The organism is Mongoliimonas terrestris, from assembly GCF_001927285.1.
Taxonomy (GTDB): Bacteria; Pseudomonadota; Alphaproteobacteria; order Rhizobiales; family Pleomorphomonadaceae; genus Chthonobacter; species Chthonobacter terrestris.
This window is the reverse complement of the sequence record NZ_MSIG01000005.1, coordinates 146056-165206: the sequence shown is the minus strand read 5'-3', so window position 1 is coordinate 165206 and position 19151 is coordinate 146056. Positions and strand designations below refer to the sequence as shown.

Here is a 19151-nt window from a genome sequence, read left to right as displayed (position 1 = left end):
GGCCGGCCGGTCACGGCTGAGAGCCGGCCGGCATGATCTTCGGCAGGGCGTCGAGCCCGGGCTCGGTCTGGCCGATGCCGGGGGCGCCCGGGATGGCGCCGGCGGGGGACGCGGCGACGGTCTCGGTGCGTCGCGCGGCCAGCGCGGTGGTCAGGCGGGCGGCATTCGCCGGCGACATCTGCGCCAGGATCGCGGCCATCTTCTTCGGCTGCATGGTCTTGGCGAGGTCGAGGAGGATCGGCAGGTCCAGGGTGTCGAAAACGGCGGCGGCGGCCTTCGGCTTCATGTTCTCGTACATGGTGACGAGGCTCTTCACGCGCTCTTCGGCGCCGGTGTCCTCGGTCTGGCGGGCAGCGGTGATCTGGGTCTCGATCGACTTCAGCTCGTCGACCCGCTTCTGCAGCCGCTGCTCGGCCGCCTCCAGCAGCTTCAACCGGAGCATCAGGTCGTCCTCGCGCTTGTCGAGTTCGGACCGGCGGCCGGAGAGGGTCTGCAGGATGGTGGTCTCCGACTTGGAGCCTTCAGGCTGGTATTCGGGCGGCCGGACCGTGGTGACCGGGTTGTTGGGATCGGCCGGAGCGTCGTGGCTTCCACCATCCGCACCATGGCCGGCTTCGCCAGCCGCCGCCGGTTGTGCATGGCCGTCGGCCGCGGCCGGAGCAGCGGCTTCGGGAGCCGCGGCCGCCGGGGCTTCGGCCTCGGGGGCGGCTGCGGCCGCCGCTTCGGCGTCGTGGGCTTCGACCGGCGGTGTCTCCGCGGGTGGAACGGCGGCTGCATCCGCCGGCGTTTCGGCGTGTGGCGCCTCCGCGTGTTCGGTGCCGCCCTCGGCTTTTTCCGCCGACTTCGCGGCCGCCTCCAGCGCCTTCTGCTGGGCCTGGAACTCGCTGCGCAGATCGAGAGGCGCGTCGATGAGAGTGCCGCCCTTGGCGGCAGGTCCCGCCGCCACAGCGGGCGCAGGGCCGACGCCGAACGAGCCGACGCCGGTGGCAAGACCAAGCAGCTTCAGCGCGAAAAGGGCCGAGACGGCGAAGAGAACGATCGGAAGCAGCCTCAGACGCACCATCAGGCGGCTTCCTCACGGTTGCGCCGGAAGGCTGTCAGGCGTTCCGCCGCGGCTTCGGCCGCCTGCTGGAGCGACCGGGTGACCGGCTCGCGGGGGGCGGTGGCCGGGTTGTGCGGCGCGGGTGCCGAGAAGGCAGGGTTCGCGGGCGCAGCAGGCGCGGCAGGTTGGGCGAAGGCGCCGGCTGGCGCGCCGGCACGGGCGGTGGCGGGCGCCGCATGGGCATGGCCATGCGGCTGCGCATAGGCCGGGGCCGCGAACGCGCCGTCGGCGGCGCTGGCGGCCTGCGGGTGCGTGACGGGCTGGGCGGCGCCGGCAATCGCCACCAGACGGCGGACGATGTCGTTGCCGGTGGTGATCCGCCGGTCCAGGTCCAGGATGGCGCCGTCGGCGGCCTTGAGCTTGCCGCCGAGGGTCTTCTCGCACTCCGACGCCGTGGCCTTCAGGCCGAGGATGGCGCGCTCGGCGATCTCGGTGGCGGTGATCAGCTCCGAAATGGTGGCGCGCAGCACCTCCTCGTCGGCGCGCAGCCGCGTCAGGCGCTTGTTGAGCACCATGCAGTAGGCGATGGTCAGGACCAGGAGGATGGCGACGATGATCTCGATGATCATCCCGAGATTGAGGCTCGTCATGTCTTCTCCAGATCTTTCTGAACCGCGCGCTCGAAGGCGGCGAGTGTCATGCGCGGACGGCGGAGCGGCTTGTTCACCTTGACGGAGACGCGCTCGCCGAGCCGGCCGATGTTGCCCGAGGTGAGGTGGATGTCGCCGCACTTGACCGACACCGGGTCGGTGGGCGCCACGTTGAAGAGAAGGGTCTGGCCGACCTCCAGGTCGAGGATCATGGAGAGGGGCAGTTCCTCCTCGCACATGACCGCGTCGACCTCGACGGTGGCGTGGTAGATCTCGGTGGCGAGGTGGCCTTCCCAGATGGTGTCCCGGCCGAACTTCTCGCCCATGAACATCTGGAGGAGCTGATCGCGGATCGGCTCGATGGTGGCATAGGGGAGAAGCATCTCCACCTTGCCGCCGCGGTCCTCCATGTCCACCCGGAACTGCACCAGGATGGCGGCGTTCTTCGGCCGCGAGATGGCGGCAAAGCGCGGGTTGGTCTCCAGGCGCTCCAGGTTGAAGCGGATCTGGGTGAGCGGCGCGAAAGCCTTTTCGGCGTCGGCGAGGATGATCTCGATCATCCGCCGCACGAGGTTCATCTCGATGGTCGTGTAGGGCCGGCCCTCGACGCGGATGGCCGTGGTGCCGCGGCCGCCGCCGAGGAGCACGTCGATGATCGAGTAGATCAGCGAAGAGTCGACGGTCACGATGCCGTAGTTGTCCCACTGCTCGGCCTTGAAGACGGCGAGGATGGCCGGCAGGGGGATGGAGTTCAGGTAGTCCTCGAAGCGGACGGAGGAGATGCTGTCGAGCGAAACCTCCACGTTGTCGGAGGTGAAGTTGCGCAGTGACGTCGTGGTCTCGCGCACGAGGCGGTCGAACACGATGTCCAGCATCGGCAGCCGCTCGTAGGCGACGAGGGCCGAGTTGATCAGCGCGCGGATGCCGCTGGTGTCGCCTGAGATATGGTCTTCGATGTTGAAGCCGAGGAGGTTGTCGATCTCCTCCTGGTTCAGCACGCGGTCGGCGCCGCGGGTGGAATTCTCAAGGTCGCTGTCGCCGTCGTCCACCATGGCGGCCCATTGGGCCGCCATCGCGTCGGCGTTCTCCACGCCCTGCTCTTCGAGCGCCGCGCCCCATTCGGCGGCGAGATCGTCCATGTCGTCGCCGCCGCCGCCGTTCTGCTCGGCGAGCGCAGCGCCCCAGTCGTCGGCGATCTCGTCCTCGTTTTCCAAGGTCCCCTCCCCGCCTACTGGATGATGATGTTCTTGAAGAGGACGTCGTCCACGCGCGCCGGGTAGACCGCCACGTTCACGCGCCGCTGGAGCTCCTCCTTCAGGCGGTAGAGGCCGGCGGAGCCCTGCAGGTCGGAGGCGCGCAGCTCGCGCATGTAGGTCTGGAAGGCGTCGAGCACGCGCGGCATGTTGGGCTCGATGACCGTCAGCATGGACTGGTCGCCCACCTCCAGCGCCACCTCGATCTTCACATAGGCCTGACGCTCCTCCGAGGAGGTCAGGTTCACGATCATCACGGGAAGGTTGTAGTAGAACGCGGTCGGCTCGGCCGGCACCGGGGGGCCGGTCTCCACCGCCGTCTCGTCTTCGCCGCCCATCATGAAGAAGGCCGCGCCGCCGCCCACCAGGGCGAGCAGGCCGACCGCCGCGCCGATGAGGATCAGCTTGTTGCCCATGAGCTTGCCGACGAGGCCCTTCGGCTTTTCGCCGTCGGCCGGCGCCTCGGCACTCTCTTCCTTCTTCGGCTTCTTGGCCATCGCCCCGCACCCGCCTGACCACCGTGCACCGACTCGTCGGCACCGGACATGTCCCTGTCGAGGACAGTGCGTTCATATGAGTTAACGAATTCTTTAAAAGCGGTTAACCACCCGGCAAAAGCTGCCGCCCGCCGTTGCCGGTCGGCATGAATTGGCCCCCGCCCAGGTCCGCCGCCTTTCAGCCAAACCTCTGAAATCGCTTCGTTTCGCACCGTGGCACGGCGCGTGCGAATGGCCCCTGGCGGCCGCCCCGCTGGGGAGCGTGGAGCGGTTCGCGAGACTTGGGGACCTTGCGCCGATGGAGAACACATCCCTCGTGGCGCTCTCACGTCAGCTCGTGCTCAGGCGCAAGCTCGACGTGATCGCGAACAACGTGGCGAACATGAACACGCCCGGCTTCAAGCGCGACGCGCTCGAGCTGGACGAGTACCGCATGCCGGTCTCGCGGGCGAACACCTTCCCGCGCGCCGACCGCATCCACTCCTTCGTGGAGGACTGGACCACCAGCACGGACCACGCCGCCGGCGAGATCGAGACCACCGGCAACCCGTTCGACCTCGCCATCCAGGGCGAAGGCTTCTTCGTGGTGCAGACGCCGGACGGCGAGCGCTACACCCGCGCCGGCGACTTCATGCTCGACCCGGAAGGCCGGCTGATCACCAACGACGGCAAGCCGGTGCTGGGCGACGGCGGCGAGATCGTGTTCGCGCCGAACGAGACCGACGTGGTGATCGGCGCCGACGGCTCCATCGCCACCAACCAGGGCAACCGGGGCCGGATCCGGATGGTCACCTTCGCGGACGAGCGGGCGCTGACCAAGGAGGGCGAGAACCTCTTCTCCGGCGAGGGCGCCGTGCCGGCCGAAGGCGGCCGGGTGCAGCAGGGGGCGCTGGAGCGCTCCAACGTGCAGAGCGTCATCGAGATGACCCGGCTCATCGAGGTGAACCGCAGCTACGAGAGCATCAGCCGCATGATCAGCAACCACGACGAACTCCGCCAGAAGGCGATCGAACGCCTCGGCGACGTCAGAGCCTGACGGCGGAAAGGAAGCGACCCATGAAGGCCCTTCGCATCGCCGCATCGGGGATGATGGCCCAGGAGATGAACGTCAACGTCATCTCCAACAACATCGCCAACATGCGCACCACCGGTTACAAGCGCCAGCGCGCGGACTTCCAGGACCTTTTCTACCAGAACCTCCGCCGCGTCGGCTCGCAGACCTCCGACGCCGGCACGCTGGTGCCGGCGGGCGTCTCGGTCGGCTCGGGCGTGCGCACGGTGGCGACGCCGCGCATCATGAGCCAGGGCGACATCGAGCAGACGGACAAGGAGACCGACGTCGCGGTGCGCGGCGAAGGCTACTACCAGATCCTGATGCCGGACGGGCGCACCGCCTATACCCGCGACGGCTCGTTCGAGTTGGACGCCACGGGCACGATCGTCAGCCAGGACGGCTACGCCCTGCAGCCGAACATCACCGTGCCGCAGAACGCCCGCGACTTCACCATCAGCCAGAACGGCACCGTGCAGGCGATCATCGGCAACGCCTCCACGGCGACCGTGCTCGGCCAGATCCAGCTCGCCCGGTTCGTCAACAAGACCGGCCTGGAGGCGATCGGCGACAACCTCTTCCTGGAGACCGACGCCTCCGGCCCCGCCCAGGTGGCGAACCCGGGCGACGAGGGCTACGGCACCCTCCTGCAGAACCACCTGGAGTCCGCCAACGTGGTGGCGGTCTCCGAACTGTCGTCGCTCATCTCGGCCCAGCGCGCCTACGAGATGAACTCGCGCATCATCAAGGCGGCGGACGAGATGGCTCAGGCCACCTCCAACCTCCGGTGAGGGAACGACCGATGACCCGAGTGTTCTTCACCCGCCTGATCGTCGCCACCCTGATCGCCATGGCGATCGCCGCCGCCATCGCCACCCGGCCGGCCGCCGCAGAAGCGCTACTGAAGCGCGATGTAACGGTGATCGGCGACTACGTAACGCTCGGCGACCTCTACGACGGCGCCGGCCCGCTCGCCGGCACGCCGGTGTTCCAGGCACCCGACCCGGGCGTCGAGGGCGAACTGCCGGTGGACCAGGCCGTCGAGGCGGCCCGGCTCGCCGGCCTGCCGCTCGTCTACCCGTCGTTCGCCACCGTGCGGGTGATGCGCCCGGCGGCGACCATCGACGAGGCCGTGATGGAAGCGCTGGTGCGCGAGGCCGCTGCCCTTCGCGTCGCCGCCCGGCCGGACGACGTGGCGGTCACCTTCGAGACCATGCTGGAGGCGATCGCGGCGGATGCCTCGGCGGCGGCGCCGGCGGTGCTGGTGTCCTTCGCGCTGCAGACCCAAACCGGCCGCTTCTCCGCCCGGGTGGCGGTCGACGTCGGCACGACCAGCCGCACGGTGGACCTGACCGGCACGGCGGTGGAGACGATCACGCTGCCGGTGGTGAGCCGGCCCCTCGCCAAGGGCGCTATCCTGTCGTCGTCCGACGTGGTGATGGAGCGGATCGACCGGCGCCGGGTGCCGCGCGGCGTGATGACCGACCTCTCCCAGGCGGTCGGCATGGCGGCCCGCCGGCCGCTCAGGGCCGGCGACACCTTGCTGCCGACGGATCTCGACGCGCCGCGCCTCGTCGCCCGCAACGAACTCGTCACCATCATCTTCCGGCGGCCGGGCCTGACCTTGTCGGCGCGCGGCCGGGCCCTGGCCGACGGCGCCTCCGGCGCGCTCGTCGGCGTCCTCAACGAACAGTCCAAGCGTGTCGTCCAGGGGATCGTCACCGCCCCCGGGGTGGTGGAGGTCACCACCGGGGCGTCCCGCATTGCCAGCGTCGGAGTGCTGACCCAATGACCCACCGTCCGATCCGCGGCCGCCGCGCCGCCCTCGCGCTCGCCGCGGCACTGCCCGTCGCCGCCTGCGGCGCCCAGGCCGACCGGCTGAAGGAGGTGGGCCGGCCGCCGTCCCTGTCGGCGATCGAGAACCCCACCGCCTCGCCCGGCTACCGGCCGGTGCAGATGCCCATGCCGCAGATGGAGCCGGTGAGCTATGCGCCGAACTCGCTCTGGCAGTCGGGCGCCCGCACCTTCTTCAAGGACCAGCGCGCGCGGAGCATCGGCGACATCCTCACCGTCAAGGTGAGGATCAGCGACCAGGCGGAGATCGAGAACACCACCGAGCGCCAGCGGACCTCGTCCGACAGCCTCGGCGTCCAGGGCGTGATCGGCACCCAGCTCCTGAAGATCCTGCCGGACGGCACGTCGGCGGACGCGCTCGTCTCCAGCAACGGCGACATGTCGGCCCGCGGCACCGGCACGGTGAACCGAGCCGAGGACGTGACCACGGACGTGGCCGCGGTCGTCACCCAGCGGCTGCCCAACGGCAACCTGGTGATCGAGGGACGCCAGGAGGTGCGGATCAACTTCGAGGTGCGCGAACTCATCGTCGCCGGCGTGGTGCGGCCGGAGGACATCGCCGCCGACAACACCATCGACAGCGCCAAGATCGCCGAGGCCCGCATCTCCTACGGCGGGCGCGGCCAGATCTCCGACGTGCAGCAGCCGCGCGTCGGCCAGCAGGTGCTCGACATCCTCCTGCCCTTCTGATCGGCGGCGCCGGCAGCTCGCAAAGAGCCGAGCCGCCGGCCCGCCCCCTCTCCGCGCCGGCCCCTCCCCAGGTCGCCGGCCGGACCCGGCTGCGCGCGCCCGCTCCCCACTGGCCGCGCCGGCCCGCCGACCGGCGCTCCCCAATTGCCGGTCGACCCGGATGGACGCGGCCGTTCCTGGCCCCAAGGGAACGGCCGCGTCCGTCGACGCGGATGGGGAACGGCCGCGTCCGTCGACGCGATGGGAATAAAGCGACACGGCAAAAAGGCGGCGCACCGGTCAGGGTACGCCGCCTCAATCGTCAGCAAAGCCGGCTTCGGATCTTGAAAACCTGTTCGGGCGGGATGCCGATCAGTCGTCCCGGTAGACGCGCTCCCGCCGCTCGTGGCGCTCCTGCGCCTCGATGGACAGGGTGGCGATCGGCCGGGCATCCAGGCGCTTCAGCGAGATCGGCTCGCCAGTCTCTTCGCAGTAGCCGTAGGATCCGTCGTCGATGCGCTTGATCGCCGCGTCGATCTTGGCGATCAGCTTGCGCTGCCGGTCACGGGCGCGGAGCTCGATCGCCCTGTCCGTCTCCGATGATGCCCGATCGGCGATGTCGGGCAGGTTGATGTTGTCGTCCTGAAGGTGCTGCAGGGTTTCCTTGCTCTCCTTGAGGATCTCCTCCTTCCAGGTGAGCAGCTTGCGCCGGAAATACTCCCTCTGGCGGTCATTCATGAACGGCTCGTCTTCGGTCGGCCGATAGTCTTCCGCCAAGTCGATCGACATCCGATATCCTCTCCTGCCTCGAATGCGGGGCGGAATATAGCCATGCAAAGCCGTTGCCACAACGGCTAAGGACAATCTTCGTCGACTCTTCACAAACACGGGAAAAGCCGTTGATCGTCAAGCTGTTGCAGCAGGTTTCGAAGATCCCGTCAGGACCGTTCCAGAAAACGGCCCTGCTTGGCGAGTTCCACTTCGGCACGCAAGGCGATGTCCTCGATCAGGGCATCGAGCGCCGGATCTCCGCTGGGTTCCAGGGCGGCCAGCAGAACCGCGGCCCTGTCGAGGGCAGATCCGGAGAAGGCGCCGCCGAGGAAGGCGATGCGGATTTCCTCCAGCACGTCCAGGATGTCGTGCCCGCGGCGGACCGCCCGCCGGCGGCGCTGGCGGGGCAGATCCTCCTCCAGGCCCTGAAGAGCGATGAGCGCGTCGAGGCCGCCCAGCATGGGTGAATGCGTGGCGGCGCTGGAGCGGGCCGGCGTGTCTGGGGCCGCCGGCGCGAACGCCGCACCCGAGGCGTCGGCGCGCCGTGCGGCGCTTCCGGCCTGGGGCCCGACGATTCGGCTCGTCCCGTTGATCCGCATGTCACTCCACGCCATGAACGCCCGCTGCTCTCCACGCACGGCAATTTCCGTCCGGTTGGGTTAACGGGCCGTTAAGCGACCGGCAGTTCTTGCCGGGACGGTTGACGATCGGCAAACGCCGCCGGGTAGCGTGAAAGCGAAACACCTTCATCTTCAGCGACTTGCCGCGAATTCCGCGTGCATGATCATGGCACGCGGCTTGCGACGGCAACCGCGGAGCCATGCCGCCCCCCGTGCTCGATCGAGGACCCCTGATGCTTTCCCGTTGGATCGGCCGTGCCGCCCTCGCCCTTCTTCTCGTCGCCGGGTTCGCCCCGGCGGCCGATGCCGCGTCGCGGATCAAGGACATCGTCGACGTGGAAGGCGTGCGTGAGAACCAGCTGATCGGCTACGGCCTGGTGGTCGGCCTGCAGGGCACCGGCGACAGCCTGAACAACGCGCCTTTCACCAAGCAGAGCCTGCAGGCCATGCTGGAGCGCTTGGGCGTCAACGTGCGCGACACCAACATGCGCACGGCCAACACGGCGGCCGTGATGGTGACCGCGCACCTGCCGCCCTTCGCCACCAACGGAACGCGCATCGACGTGACGGTGAGCGCCCTCGGCGACGCCAAGAACCTGCAGGGCGGCACCCTCCTGGTAACGCCGCTGCTCGGCGCCGATGGCGAGGTCTACGCGATCGGCCAGGGGCCGCTCGCCATCGGCGGCTTCAAGGCGGAGGGCGATGCCGCCACCATTGTCCGCGGCGTGCCGACCCAGGGCCGCATCTCCAACGGCGCGGTGATCGAACGCGAGATCCCCTACCAGCTCGCCGCCCAGGGCAGCCTTCGCCTGTCGCTGCGCAACCCCGACCTGACCACGGCCCGCCGCATCGCGCTCGCGATCAACGACCTGATGGGCACCGGCGTCGCCGAGCCGATCGATCCGGGCACGGTGCGCGTCTCGGTTCCGCCCAAATTTCAGGGGAATATCGTGGATCTCCTGACCGACATCGAGCAATTGATCGTCGAGCCCGACCTCCCCGCCAAGGTGGTGGTGGACGAGGCGACCGGCATCATCGTCATGGGGCAGGACGTGCGGGTGTCCACCGTGGCGGTGGCGCAGGGCAATTTGACGGTGCTGGTGACGGAAGATCCCGAAGTTTCGCAGCCCAATCCGCTGGCCGACGGTCAGACGGTGGTGGTGCCGCGCACGCAGGTGGACGTGCTGGACGAGAGCGAGCGCAAGCTCGCGGTCGTCCGGTCGGGCATAAGCCTGCAGGAACTGGTCGACGGGCTGAACGCCCTCGGCCTCGGTCCGCGCGACCTGATCTCCATTCTCCAGGCCATCAAGGCGGCGGGTGCCCTGCAGGCCGAAGTCGAGGTGATGTGATGAACGCGCTCGACACGGCCGCCATCCGCAGTGCCGCCGCCATGCCGCGGCTCCAGGCCGGCGCCGGCCACGACAAGGCTATGGCGGTCGCCCGCGAGTTCGAGGCGGTGTTCGTGGCGGACGCCCTCAAAACCATGTGGCAGGGGATCCCGGTCGACCCCCTGACCGGCGGCGGCACCGGCGCGGAGACGTGGCGGGAGATGCTGACCGACACCTATGCGAAAGACCTCGTGGCGCGGGGCGGCCTTGGACTGGCCGAACCGGTCGCGCGCGAGCTTCTGAAGATTCAAGAGGACAGCGCAGCATGACGAGTACCCCGCGTACCCCCGCGCGCGAGCCGAAGATCACCTCCCCGGAAACGGCCGAGGCCCTGATCCGGCAGCTCAACACGGCAATGGACGACGTTCTGACCCTCCTCGGCGAGGAGACGGCGCTGGTGAAGGCCGGTCGGCTGAAGGCGGCCGGCGAACTCGCCGACCTGAAGACGGAGAAGACGGCCGAGTACACCCGGCTGATGCTTATGGCCCGTGACGAGGTGGCATCCCTCGGCCGCCTCGCCCCGCGCAGCACCGAGATGCTGCGCCGCCGGCACGACGTGTTCCGCGCCGAGGTGCAGATCAACCTCGCCGTGCTGGCGACCGCCCGCGACGTGGCGGAGGACCTGATGCGATCGGTCGCCACGGAGGTCGGCTCCCAGCAGCGTCCCGCCACCTACGGGCGGGTTGGCCGACCCGGCGAACTGGTCGACACGACCATGCGCGGGATCGCCGTCGATCGCAATTTCTGACCCGCAGGGGACGGCTTTCGGCGATTTCTCGCCGCAGGCCGGATTCCGTAAGATTTGAGTAGGATCTGGAACCGGCCGTTCGCCAAACGCCGGCGCGGGCGGATCTCCGCGAGAAAACGCCGAATCGTTCAATTTTGAATGATTCGGGACACGGGTCCGCAAAACTTCCCCGATAGATTGAGCCTTGGAGCGCCAGATATCGTCTGGTGCCGAACCGAGGACACCGAAATGGATATCGGCAGCATCAAACCGGCTGCGGCCGGTCTGGTCGCGCCGACGCCGCGAGCGCCGGCCGCCAGTGAAACGGCCGTCCGGACCGATCTGGCGGGACCGGCGGCCGTGACCGACACGCCCAAGAGCGAGCGTGGAGGCTACGAGTCCCGTTCCTCCAGCGACGAACGGGCGAACCGAGCCGAATCCGTGAAAGCCAACCGCGACAAGCAGAAGGCCAACGCGGAATCGCGGGAAGTCGAACGCGAGGTTGAATACGACAAGAAGTCTGAAGAGTTCGTGTTCAAGAAGATCGACGTGCAGTCCGGCGACGTGGTCCAGCAGGTGCCGGAGGAGGCCGTGCTGCGCATGCGGGCCGCCATCCAGGCCTGGGACAGCGTGACCGGCAGCCGCACGGACGCGGGACGCGTGGACGTGACGACCTGATCAGGCAACGTGCCGGCCTCCCCGCGCGGGGCCTGATCGAACAACGCCCGCCGACCTGGTCGGACGGGCCGCAGTCATTTGCGGCGCCTGGCTTCGGCGGGCATGGATGCACATAAGTGTAACCGTAAATTAACCATGACGGGCGGATTCTCGGCGGCACATGCCACCTGAAGAGACGAGCCGCACCGCCATGACGCTTTCCGTGGTCCCTCCGGCCCACAGCCGTGCCGGCACTGGCGCGACGGTCCGGACACTCACCGCTTGCCCGGCCTTCCGATGAGCCGCGCCCCCCTCCTCGTCTCTCTTGCGGTCATCAGCGACCGGCTGCCGGCCCTGGACTACGTGCTCGTCACGCTTCTGGAGCAGACGTTGCGGCCCGACAAGGTGATGCTCGCCATCTCGCCGGAGCCCTACCTGCTGGACAAGGGCGTGCGCCCGGACGATCTGCCGCCGCTGACGCGCCGCGAGATCGCGGCCGGGCGGGTGGAGCTGATGGTGGTGCCGAACACCGGACCCTACCGCAAACTGCTTCCGACGCTCGAACGCCTCGCCGGGACGCCCGGATGGGTGGCGACCGCCGACGACGACGTGCTCTACCCGCCGCGCTGGCTGGAGGGACTCGTGCGGGCGGCCGGACCGGCGGCGGCCATCGCCTGCTACCGCGCCCGCATCGCCGGCGCGACCGCCACCGGCATGACGCCCTACGAGACCTGGCCGCTCGTTCACCGGGACACCGCCGTCGATCCGGCGGGTGGGCTCGGCGTGTTCCCGACCGGACGCGGCGGCGTGCTCTACCCGACCCTCGCCTTTCCGGACGCTGCCGTGATGGAGACGCTGAGCGCCCTCGCCCCGGCCCAGGACGATCTCGCCTTCCGGGTCGCGACCCTTCTCGGCGGCGTGCCGGCGATCCCGGTGTCGCCGGCGGCGGCGGGCTCCCGCCACTGGGAGTTTCCACCCGCCATGGGGCCGTCGCCCAACCTCTACGACGGCGTCAACGCCGGCGGCGCGAACGACAAGGCGCTGGCCCGGCTGGTGGCTGCCGTGCGGGGGATCGTGGACATCCCGGCGCTGCTCCGCTCCGCCAAGGCGGGGACGGGCAAGGCCGGCACCGGCCGATCGAGCGCGGCCGTCGCCTGAGGTCGAAGCGCCTGACGCAGCCGACCCGGCCGACCATCCGACCTGAGACCCATGCTCCCGGAGCCGCAGCCATGAAGCTCGCCGTCGTCATTCCGGCCTTCAATCGCGCCGACACCATCGGCCCTCTCATCGAGGAGCTTCTGAACGCGTCCTTCGTCGCCGAGGTGGTCGTCGTGGACGACGCCTCGACCGACGGCACGGCCGACACGGCGGCGGCCGCGGCCGGCCGGGACCCGCGGGTCACCGTGATCCGCCAGTCGGAGAACCGGGGCGCTGGGGCTGCGCGGAACCGGGGCATGCTGTCCGTCACCGCACCCTATACGCTCTTCCTCGACGCGGACGACCGCATCGTCGCGCCGACCCTGGAGGCGGCGATCGGCCACCTGGACCAGTTCGGCGGCGACTTCCTCCTGTTCCGCTACAGCGTCTTCACCCATTCGCCCGACGAGACCTTCGCCATGGGGGCCGGCGACGCGGAGATCTGGACGAAGGAGATGGGCAGCCGGATGCTGGTGGGATTCGAGGGAACCGACGGCGCGGGCTTCCTCGGCCTCGTGAACTTTCCCTGGAACAAGATCCACCGCACGACCGCCGCGCGGCGCTATGGCCTCCGCTTTTCCGAGACGCGGGTGCAGAACGACGTGTTCGCCCACTGGCAGAGCTTCATGGAGGCGGAGCGCTTCCTGGCGTTCAACCAGGTCGGCGTGCGCTACCGGGCCAGCGACGGCGGCGAACGGCTGACCAACCGGAAGGGCCGCGAGCGGTTCGACGTGTTCACGGCGCTCGACGAGGTGGATCGGCTGTTCGAGGGGCGGCCGGACCGGGACGCCTACTACCCGGCCTACAGCAGCTTCCGGGTCGGCTTCCTCGGGTGGGTGCACAAGCAGATCCCGGATGACCTCGTGCCGGAGTTCCAGGCCCGCGCCGCGGCGGCCTTCGCGGCCTTCGACGGCGACCGCTTCGCCGCCTGCCGGCGCGTCCACCCGGCGATGGCGAATGCCTGCGTCCACGCGCGGCTGGCGCCGACTCTGCTGTGGCCGAGCCGCTGATCATCGGCGGCAGACCCGCATTCCATCCTGGATCCAGGTCTTAACCCTGCATTAACCCTGCCGGTTCATGGTCTCTTAAAGCATATCGGAGTCTGACTATGAAGATTCTCGTCTGTATTCCGGCCTACCGGCAAACGGTCAGCACCACCTGCCTGCAAAGCCTGGTGACCTTGTTCACCACGTTCGCGAAGAACTACGATCACATCTCGCTCGACCTGAAGATCGCCCAGGCGACGGTGGTGCACCGGGCGCGGAACGCGTTCGCCAGCGTGCTGCTGAACGACCCGGACTACAGCCACATGCTGCTCGTCGACCCGGACATCGGGTTCCGGCCGAGCCTCGTGGAGCGCATGCTCGCCTTCGACCAGCCGGTGCTCGGCGCGACCTACCCGACCGGCGCCCTCGACCGCGATGCCTTCGCGGTGCGCGCCCGTGAGGTTTCGACCGGCGCGGAGGCGGAGATCTGCGCCCTGGAGTACGCCGGCGGCGGCGACGCGGTGATGCTCACCGACAACCCGAACGAGCCGGGCACCAAGGACCTCATCCTCCAGAACGGCTTCATGCGAGTGACGCGGCTCGGCAACGACCTCCTGCTCATCCGTCGCGATGCCATGGAGACGCTGAAGGCCGCCCATCCGGACATCTATCTGCCGGACGGCGCCGATCCCTATCGCCAGTTCGGCATCAAGGGCCCGGTGCTACAGGCTTTCGACCCCATGCCGGAGGGCCCGGACGCCCTCTTCGGCGATAACGACGCCTTCGCCAAGCGCTGGACCGAGGCCGGCGGCGCGCTTTGGGCCTGCTTCGTGGAGCCGGTGCAGCGCCGCGTGGAGGACACCATCGCCGGCCACTTCCTCACCAAGCTGCAGATGGGCCACGTCTGATCGGGCGGGCCGCCGCCGTTCGGCGGCCGCCCGCTCGACCCGGCCCGCCCCGCCGACCTTCCTGGAGTGACCATGCGCATCCTGATCGGGTCCCCCACCGCCGACGGCGAGGTGGAAGTCTCCTACTGCAGCGCCCTCCTGTCGCTGGTGGGCAGCTACATGCGGACCCGCCCCGACATCCGGTTCGAGCTGGAGATGCCCCAGGGGCGCGACATCGCCGCCGCCCGCGACCTTCTGGCGAACCGGGTGCTGGACGACGACAGCTACTCGCACCTCCTCTTCATCGACACGGACATGGGCTTCCGGCCGGCGCTGATCGACATGCTGCTGGCGGCCGACAAGCCGATGATCGGCACCATCTACCCGCAGCGCCACCGCGACCTGGACGGGCTGCGCGACATGGCCCTCACCTACGCCAACCCGATGCTGGCCGAGGTGTGCGCGGCCTCCTACACGCCGGACCTCATCGACCTCGCCCCGGAGCGGATGATCGGCGCGGCGAACAACGCCGGGCTGATCCCGGCGCGGCAGACGGGTTCGGGCCTTCTCCTCATTCGGCGGGACGCGCTGGAGACCATGCGCCTGTTCTGCCCGTCGCTGACGCTCAAGGCCCCGAATGGTGGCCGGCCGGCCGGGTTCGTGCGCTTCTTCGCGCCCCGCCGCAGCCCGGAAGGCGTGCTCCTCGGCGAGGACCTGTCGTTCACCAGCCGCTGGGTGGAGGAGTGCCACGGCGAACTCTGGGTCGCCACCGACGCGCTCGTCACCCATGCCGGGACGCGGGTGGTGACGGGCAACTACGACCTGAAACAGAAGCTCGTCAGCGGTCGCTGAGGCGCTTGAGGCGGAAAAACTGCGATGGCGATCCTGTTCGGCACCCCGAACGCCCGTGGTCTCATCACCACCGTGCATTTCCAGATGGTGGTGAAGACGATCGATCACATGCGCCGCAAGCGGCCGAACACGCCGATGGTGCACAAGCTGGCCAGCGGCACGCTGATGGGCTTCTGCCGCAACGCGCTGGCGAGCCAGGCGCTCGCCGACACCGCCGTCAGCCATCTTCTGCTGGTGGATCCCGACATGGCGGTCTCGCCGGAGACCGTGGAGCAGATGATCACCTTCGACAAGCCGGTGGTCGCCTGCCCCTACCCCACCCGCACCTTCGACCGGCAGGCCTTCCTCGAGGCGGCGCGCAAGGTGGATGACGCCAACATGGCGGAGGCCCTGGCGGCCACCTATGTGGGCGGCGACGAGGACCTTGTGCTGGCACCCGGTCCCAACGGCCCGGCGCCGGTGATGCGCGGCGCCTTCGCCCGGGTGAAGACCTGCGGCGCCGGCATCCTCCTCATCCGCCGCGACGCCCTGGAGCGGCTGGCCGAGAAGCGCCCCGACATCGTCATCCGCGAGAAGCGGAGCGACTACGGCAAGCTCGGCTACGACGGCGACCTCATCATCGAGTGTTTCGAGCATGCCTCCATCCGGCGCGCCGACGAGGTGGCCGAGGGCGCGGGGTTCGCGCGCTTCTGGACGGAAGATTGCGGCGGCGAGATCTGGACCAACGTGGAGGCCATGGTCACCCGCTTCTCCGAGCATCGCTTCATCGGCCATTTCGCCAGCAAGCTGAAGCTCGGCTTCCTCTGACGCGAGGACCCGCGATGGCGCCCGCCCGCATCCTGATTGCCACGCCCACCGCGAACGGCGACCTTTGCGCCGACTATTGCTCGAGCGTGCTGCAACTGATCGAGACCTACGCGGTGCGGCGGCCGGACGTGCGGTTCGAACTCGACTTCATCGAGACCTTCGATCTTCGCCTCGTCCGCAACATCTTCGCGTCCCGTGTGCTGAACGACCCGACCTTCACGCACCTCTTCTTCCTCGACAGCGACATGGGCTTCTTCCCGCCGCTGATGGACAAGATGCTGGACAGCGGCAAGCCGGTGGTCGGCGCGGTCTATCCGGCGCGGTCGCTGAAAGGCGACCTGGTGGTCAAGATGGCGCGCCGCTTCAACGACATGCGCATCGTCGAGATCGCCTCGAACGAATACATCCCCAACAAGGACGCGTTCCGGATCGGCGTCGACGCGGAGGACGGCACCACGCCGCGGCTGGTCGATCATGAGGGCTCTTTCGCGCCGGTCAGCCGGTGCGGCACGGGCGCCCTCCTGATCGAGCGCATCGTGCTGGAGACCATGCGGGATACGCTTCCCGACATCCACGATCGGACCGCCCCGGCGGTCGTGCGCGCCATGGGCCTCGACGGCAGCTATATCCGCTGCTTCGACGCGGTACCGAACACCGGCACCGTCACGCTCGGCGAAGACTATGCCTTCTGTCACCGCTGGCTCCAGTGCGGCGGCAGCCTTTCAGTGGTGATCGACGAGTTCATCCATCACGTGGGCCCCGCCCGCCGCGCCGGCAAGGCTTCCGCGCGCATGAAGGTCCGGCGCGCCCTGAAGCGCTGATCCGCCGCTTACGACCCGCGCCACACGCCAAGACCACCCTCCCCCGGTCCGCCCTTGCTGCCGATTGTCGGCCGCGGCGGCACCCGTTCGGCCGTTTCCGTGCCGCTTGTGGCTTCATGCCGGTTTTCGCAGCCGTCGCAATTTGCCTCGCAAGACGCAAACGGGATGGTTGATGAAAGATATACTCGCCGAAACCGCGCCCGGACTTATAGTTAAGCGTTTCGTTTGCTTAACGTAAACAGCCCATTCATCGTATATCTCATATGGTAAACAGTAGTTCCGGATTAACCTGTATGCCTGTTAACTAGATATATTCAGATATCATTACATGTCAGCCGGCCTAATGGTCTCACTTCTCAGGACGAGAAGCGTATCGAAGACCAGAAAGGACCAGAACTATGGCTGGCGTTACTATCTCTCAGGGCGTGCGTGCGAACCTCATCTCGCTGCAGCAGACCGCCAACCTGATGTCTGAGACCCAGAACCGTCTTGCCACTGGCAAGAAGGTCAATTCGGCTCTCGACAACCCGAACTCCTTCTTCACGGCCGCCTCGCTCAACGACCGCGCCAACGACCTCTCCACCCTCCTGGACGACATGGGCCAGGCGGTGCAGACGCTGAAGGCCGCCGACGAAGGCATCAAGAGCATCACCACGCTCGTCGAAGCCGCCAAGGCGAAGGCGAACCAGGCCGCCCAGACGTCGTCGACCACCGACCGCGCCAAGTTCGCGTCGGAGTACAACGACCTCCTCACGCAGATCGAAGGCATCGCCAACGACAGCGGCTACAAGGGCAAGAACCTGCTTGCCGGCGACAGCCTGGTGGTGACGTTCAACGAAAAGACTGGCACCGACAAGAACACCATGTCGATCAGCGGCGTGAGCTACGGCGACGCCTCCAGCGGCCTGTCGCTCTCCGAAGCGGCCGACTGGACCGCGGACGACGACGGCGATACCGCCATCGAGACCACCCTGACCTCGCTGACCTCCGCCCTCACCACCCTGCGCAACCAGGCTTCGACCTTCGGTACGAACCTGACCGTGGTGGAGAACCGGCAGAACTTCACCAAGAACATGATCAACACTCTCCAGGAGGGTGGCGACAAGCTGGTGAACGCGGACAGCAACGAGGAAGGCGCCAAGCTTCTGGCCCTGCAGACCCGCCAGAGCCTTGCCTCGACAGCGTTGTCGCTGGCCTCGCAGGCCGAGCAGAACGTGCTCCGCCTGTTCTGATCGCGGCGAAGACTTAACGCGTCACGCAAAATGCGACACCGGCGGGGGCTTCCCTCGCCGGTGTCGCCGCGCGCTTTAACAATTCCGGTTTACGCATTTTTGAGGTTAAGCCGCCAGGATCGATCCCGAGCCGCCCAGAACGAGGCGGTTGAAATGCCTAGAACGGGATCTTCGACATGAATTCTGTCACACTTGCTGCCGGCGTCCGCGCCAACCTTCTGGCCCTGCAGCAGACCTCGAGCGTGCAGGAGGTGGTCCAGAACCGCCTGGCGACCGGCAAGAAGGTCAACTCGGCCCTCGACAATCCGGGCAACTTCTTCACCGCCGCCGCCCTCAGCGACCGCGCCAACGACTTGACCACGCTGCTCGACGACATGGGGCAGGCCGTCCAGACCCTGAAGGCCGCGGACGAAGGCATTAAGGCCATCCAGAAGCTGGTCGACAGCGCCAAGGCCAAGGCCAACCAGGCCCTCGCCAGCGCCTCGACCACCGACCGGAACACCTTCGCCAGCGAGTACAACAATCTGCTCACGCAGATCGAGGACATCGCCGAGGACTCCGGCTACAAGGGCAAGAACCTCCTCAACGGCGACGAGTTGAAGGTGATCTTCAACGAGCGCACCAGCGACGCCCAGAACTCGCTGACCATAAGCGGCGTGAGCTGGACCTCGGTGTCGAACCTGTCGCTGGCCGCGGTCGAGGACTGGTCCGTGGGCGACGACGGCGACGCGAGCATCAACACCACGATCGACTCGCTCAATACCGCGCTGACCACCCTGCGCACCCAGGCGTCGACCTTCGGTACCAACCTTTCCAGCGTGCAGATCCGCCAGGACTACACCAAGGCGATGGTCAACACGCTGCAGACCGGCTCCGACAGGCTGACGCTCGCCGACCAGAACGAGGAAGGCGCCAAACTCTTGGCGCTCAACACACGACAGCAGTTGTCGTCCACGGCCTTGTCCTTCGCCAGCCAGGCCGACCAGAACGTGCTGCGGCTTCTCGGCTAAGCCGAATCGGAACCGGGACGGCGCCGGCGAGGCGCTTTCCCGACAGCGAACGTCCGGACGGGCGGGGCGGCGACGCTCCGCCCGTTTCCGTTCGCCCTGCCCTCGCGCGGCGGCACGGGAAGCCCGACTCGAGGGGTCGCGCGCGGTTCTCCCCAGCGGTTTCGGGCGGCTTAAGGGTTC

At 68.2% G+C, this 19151-nt stretch carries 22 protein-coding genes; 16 read left to right on the top strand and 6 right to left on the bottom strand.

Annotated elements, in window-relative coordinates; all coding sequences use genetic code 11:
- Window positions 1-10: 10 nt before the first annotated feature.
- From BUQ68_RS09075 to BUQ68_RS09060, 4 genes are all read right to left on the bottom strand, one after another.
- Window positions 11-1063 (bottom strand): MotE family protein, encoded by a 1053-nt coding sequence (locus BUQ68_RS09075; RefSeq protein ID WP_075215642.1) that lies wholly within the window; start codon window positions 1061-1063, stop codon window positions 11-13.
- Window positions 1063-1692 (bottom strand): DUF6468 domain-containing protein, encoded by a 630-nt coding sequence (locus BUQ68_RS09070; RefSeq protein WP_075215641.1) that lies wholly within the window; start codon window positions 1690-1692, stop codon window positions 1063-1065. The genes BUQ68_RS09075 and BUQ68_RS09070 overlap by 1 nt, the downstream gene beginning before the upstream one ends.
- Window positions 1689-2831 (bottom strand): flagellar motor switch protein FliM, encoded by a 1143-nt coding sequence (gene fliM / locus BUQ68_RS09065; RefSeq protein ID WP_280949696.1) that lies wholly within the window; start codon window positions 2829-2831, stop codon window positions 1689-1691. Before fliM ends, BUQ68_RS09070 begins: the two co-directional genes overlap by 4 nt.
- 89 nt (window positions 2832-2920) lie before the next feature.
- Window positions 2921-3442, bottom strand: a complete 522-nt coding sequence (locus BUQ68_RS09060) for a flagellar basal body-associated FliL family protein (RefSeq protein ID WP_075215640.1) — start codon at window positions 3440-3442, stop codon at window positions 2921-2923.
- Between the two features lie 298 nt (window positions 3443-3740).
- On the opposite strand from BUQ68_RS09060, the gene flgF reads away from it, so the two are divergent.
- Genes flgF through flgH form a run of 4 tightly spaced genes read left to right on the top strand, consistent with a single transcriptional unit; the run spans window position 3741 to window position 7037 of the window.
- Window positions 3741-4478, top strand: a complete 738-nt coding sequence (gene flgF, locus BUQ68_RS09055) for a flagellar basal-body rod protein FlgF (protein ID WP_075215639.1) — start codon at window positions 3741-3743, stop codon at window positions 4476-4478.
- A 20-nt stretch (window positions 4479-4498) separates the two neighbouring features.
- Window positions 4499-5284, top strand: a complete 786-nt coding sequence (flgG, locus tag BUQ68_RS09050; RefSeq protein ID WP_075215638.1) for a flagellar basal-body rod protein FlgG — start codon at window positions 4499-4501, stop codon at window positions 5282-5284.
- Between the two features lie 11 nt (window positions 5285-5295).
- Window positions 5296-6285 carry a flagellar basal body P-ring formation chaperone FlgA gene (gene flgA / locus BUQ68_RS09045; RefSeq protein ID WP_075215637.1) on the top strand — a complete coding sequence of 330 codons (990 nt, stop codon included), beginning with the start codon at window positions 5296-5298 and terminating at the stop codon, window positions 6283-6285.
- Entirely contained in the window at window positions 6282-7037 is a 756-nt protein-coding gene (flgH, locus tag BUQ68_RS09040; RefSeq protein ID WP_075215636.1) for a flagellar basal body L-ring protein FlgH, read from the top strand. The genes flgA and flgH overlap by 4 nt, the downstream gene beginning before the upstream one ends.
- A 351-nt stretch (window positions 7038-7388) precedes the next feature.
- Here the strand turns inward: flgH and dksA are convergent, their stop codons facing one another.
- Complete coding sequence (gene dksA, locus BUQ68_RS09035; RefSeq protein ID WP_075215635.1) at window positions 7389-7805, bottom strand: RNA polymerase-binding protein DksA; 417 nt, start codon at window positions 7803-7805, stop codon at window positions 7389-7391.
- A gap of 149 nt (window positions 7806-7954) precedes the next feature.
- The gene (locus tag BUQ68_RS09030) at window positions 7955-8386 is read right to left on the bottom strand and encodes a flagellar assembly protein FliX (protein ID WP_075215634.1); all 432 of its coding nucleotides are present in this window, start codon (window positions 8384-8386) and stop codon (window positions 7955-7957) included.
- Window positions 8387-8640: 254 nt separating this feature from the next.
- Between BUQ68_RS09030 and BUQ68_RS09025 the strand changes: the two genes are divergently transcribed.
- The 12 genes from BUQ68_RS09025 (at window position 8641) to BUQ68_RS08970 (ending at window position 18971) form a co-directional block, all read left to right on the top strand.
- Window positions 8641-9756 carry a flagellar basal body P-ring protein FlgI gene (locus tag BUQ68_RS09025; protein ID WP_075215633.1) on the top strand — a complete coding sequence of 372 codons (1116 nt, stop codon included), beginning with the start codon at window positions 8641-8643 and terminating at the stop codon, window positions 9754-9756.
- Complete coding sequence (locus BUQ68_RS09020; RefSeq protein WP_075215632.1) at window positions 9756-10064, top strand: rod-binding protein; 309 nt, start codon at window positions 9756-9758, stop codon at window positions 10062-10064. The genes BUQ68_RS09025 and BUQ68_RS09020 overlap by 1 nt, the downstream gene beginning before the upstream one ends.
- Window positions 10061-10543: a hypothetical protein gene (locus BUQ68_RS09015; RefSeq protein WP_083656423.1), complete on the top strand. Its 483-nt coding sequence runs from the start codon at window positions 10061-10063 to the stop codon at window positions 10541-10543. The genes BUQ68_RS09020 and BUQ68_RS09015 overlap by 4 nt, the downstream gene beginning before the upstream one ends.
- A gap of 228 nt (window positions 10544-10771) precedes the next feature.
- The gene (locus BUQ68_RS09010; RefSeq protein ID WP_075215631.1) at window positions 10772-11200 is read left to right on the top strand and encodes a flagellar protein FlaG; all 429 of its coding nucleotides are present in this window, start codon (window positions 10772-10774) and stop codon (window positions 11198-11200) included.
- 261 nt (window positions 11201-11461) lie between these two features.
- Window positions 11462-12337: a hypothetical protein gene (locus BUQ68_RS23655; protein ID WP_075215630.1), complete on the top strand. Its 876-nt coding sequence runs from the start codon at window positions 11462-11464 to the stop codon at window positions 12335-12337.
- Window positions 12338-12408: 71 nt separating this feature from the next.
- Window positions 12409-13386, top strand: coding sequence for a glycosyltransferase family 2 protein (locus BUQ68_RS23650; protein WP_075215629.1), 978 nt, complete (start codon window positions 12409-12411; stop codon window positions 13384-13386).
- A gap of 98 nt (window positions 13387-13484) precedes the next feature.
- Window positions 13485-14270: a hypothetical protein gene (locus BUQ68_RS08995; RefSeq protein WP_075215628.1), complete on the top strand. Its 786-nt coding sequence runs from the start codon at window positions 13485-13487 to the stop codon at window positions 14268-14270.
- 72 nt (window positions 14271-14342) lie between these two features.
- On the top strand, window positions 14343-15101 hold the full coding sequence (locus BUQ68_RS08990; protein WP_075215627.1) for a hypothetical protein: 759 nt from the start codon (window positions 14343-14345) through the stop codon (window positions 15099-15101).
- A gap of 24 nt (window positions 15102-15125) precedes the next feature.
- The gene (locus tag BUQ68_RS08985) at window positions 15126-15908 is read left to right on the top strand and encodes a glycosyltransferase family protein (RefSeq protein WP_075215626.1); all 783 of its coding nucleotides are present in this window, start codon (window positions 15126-15128) and stop codon (window positions 15906-15908) included.
- Window positions 15909-15922: 14 nt separating this feature from the next.
- Window positions 15923-16729, top strand: coding sequence for a hypothetical protein (locus BUQ68_RS08980; RefSeq protein WP_075215625.1), 807 nt, complete (start codon window positions 15923-15925; stop codon window positions 16727-16729).
- A 398-nt stretch (window positions 16730-17127) separates the two neighbouring features.
- On the top strand, window positions 17128-17961 hold the full coding sequence (locus tag BUQ68_RS08975; protein WP_075215624.1) for a flagellin N-terminal helical domain-containing protein: 834 nt from the start codon (window positions 17128-17130) through the stop codon (window positions 17959-17961).
- 176 nt (window positions 17962-18137) lie between these two features.
- Window positions 18138-18971: a flagellin N-terminal helical domain-containing protein gene (locus tag BUQ68_RS08970; RefSeq protein ID WP_075215623.1), complete on the top strand. Its 834-nt coding sequence runs from the start codon at window positions 18138-18140 to the stop codon at window positions 18969-18971.
- Window positions 18972-19151 lie beyond the last annotated feature (180 nt).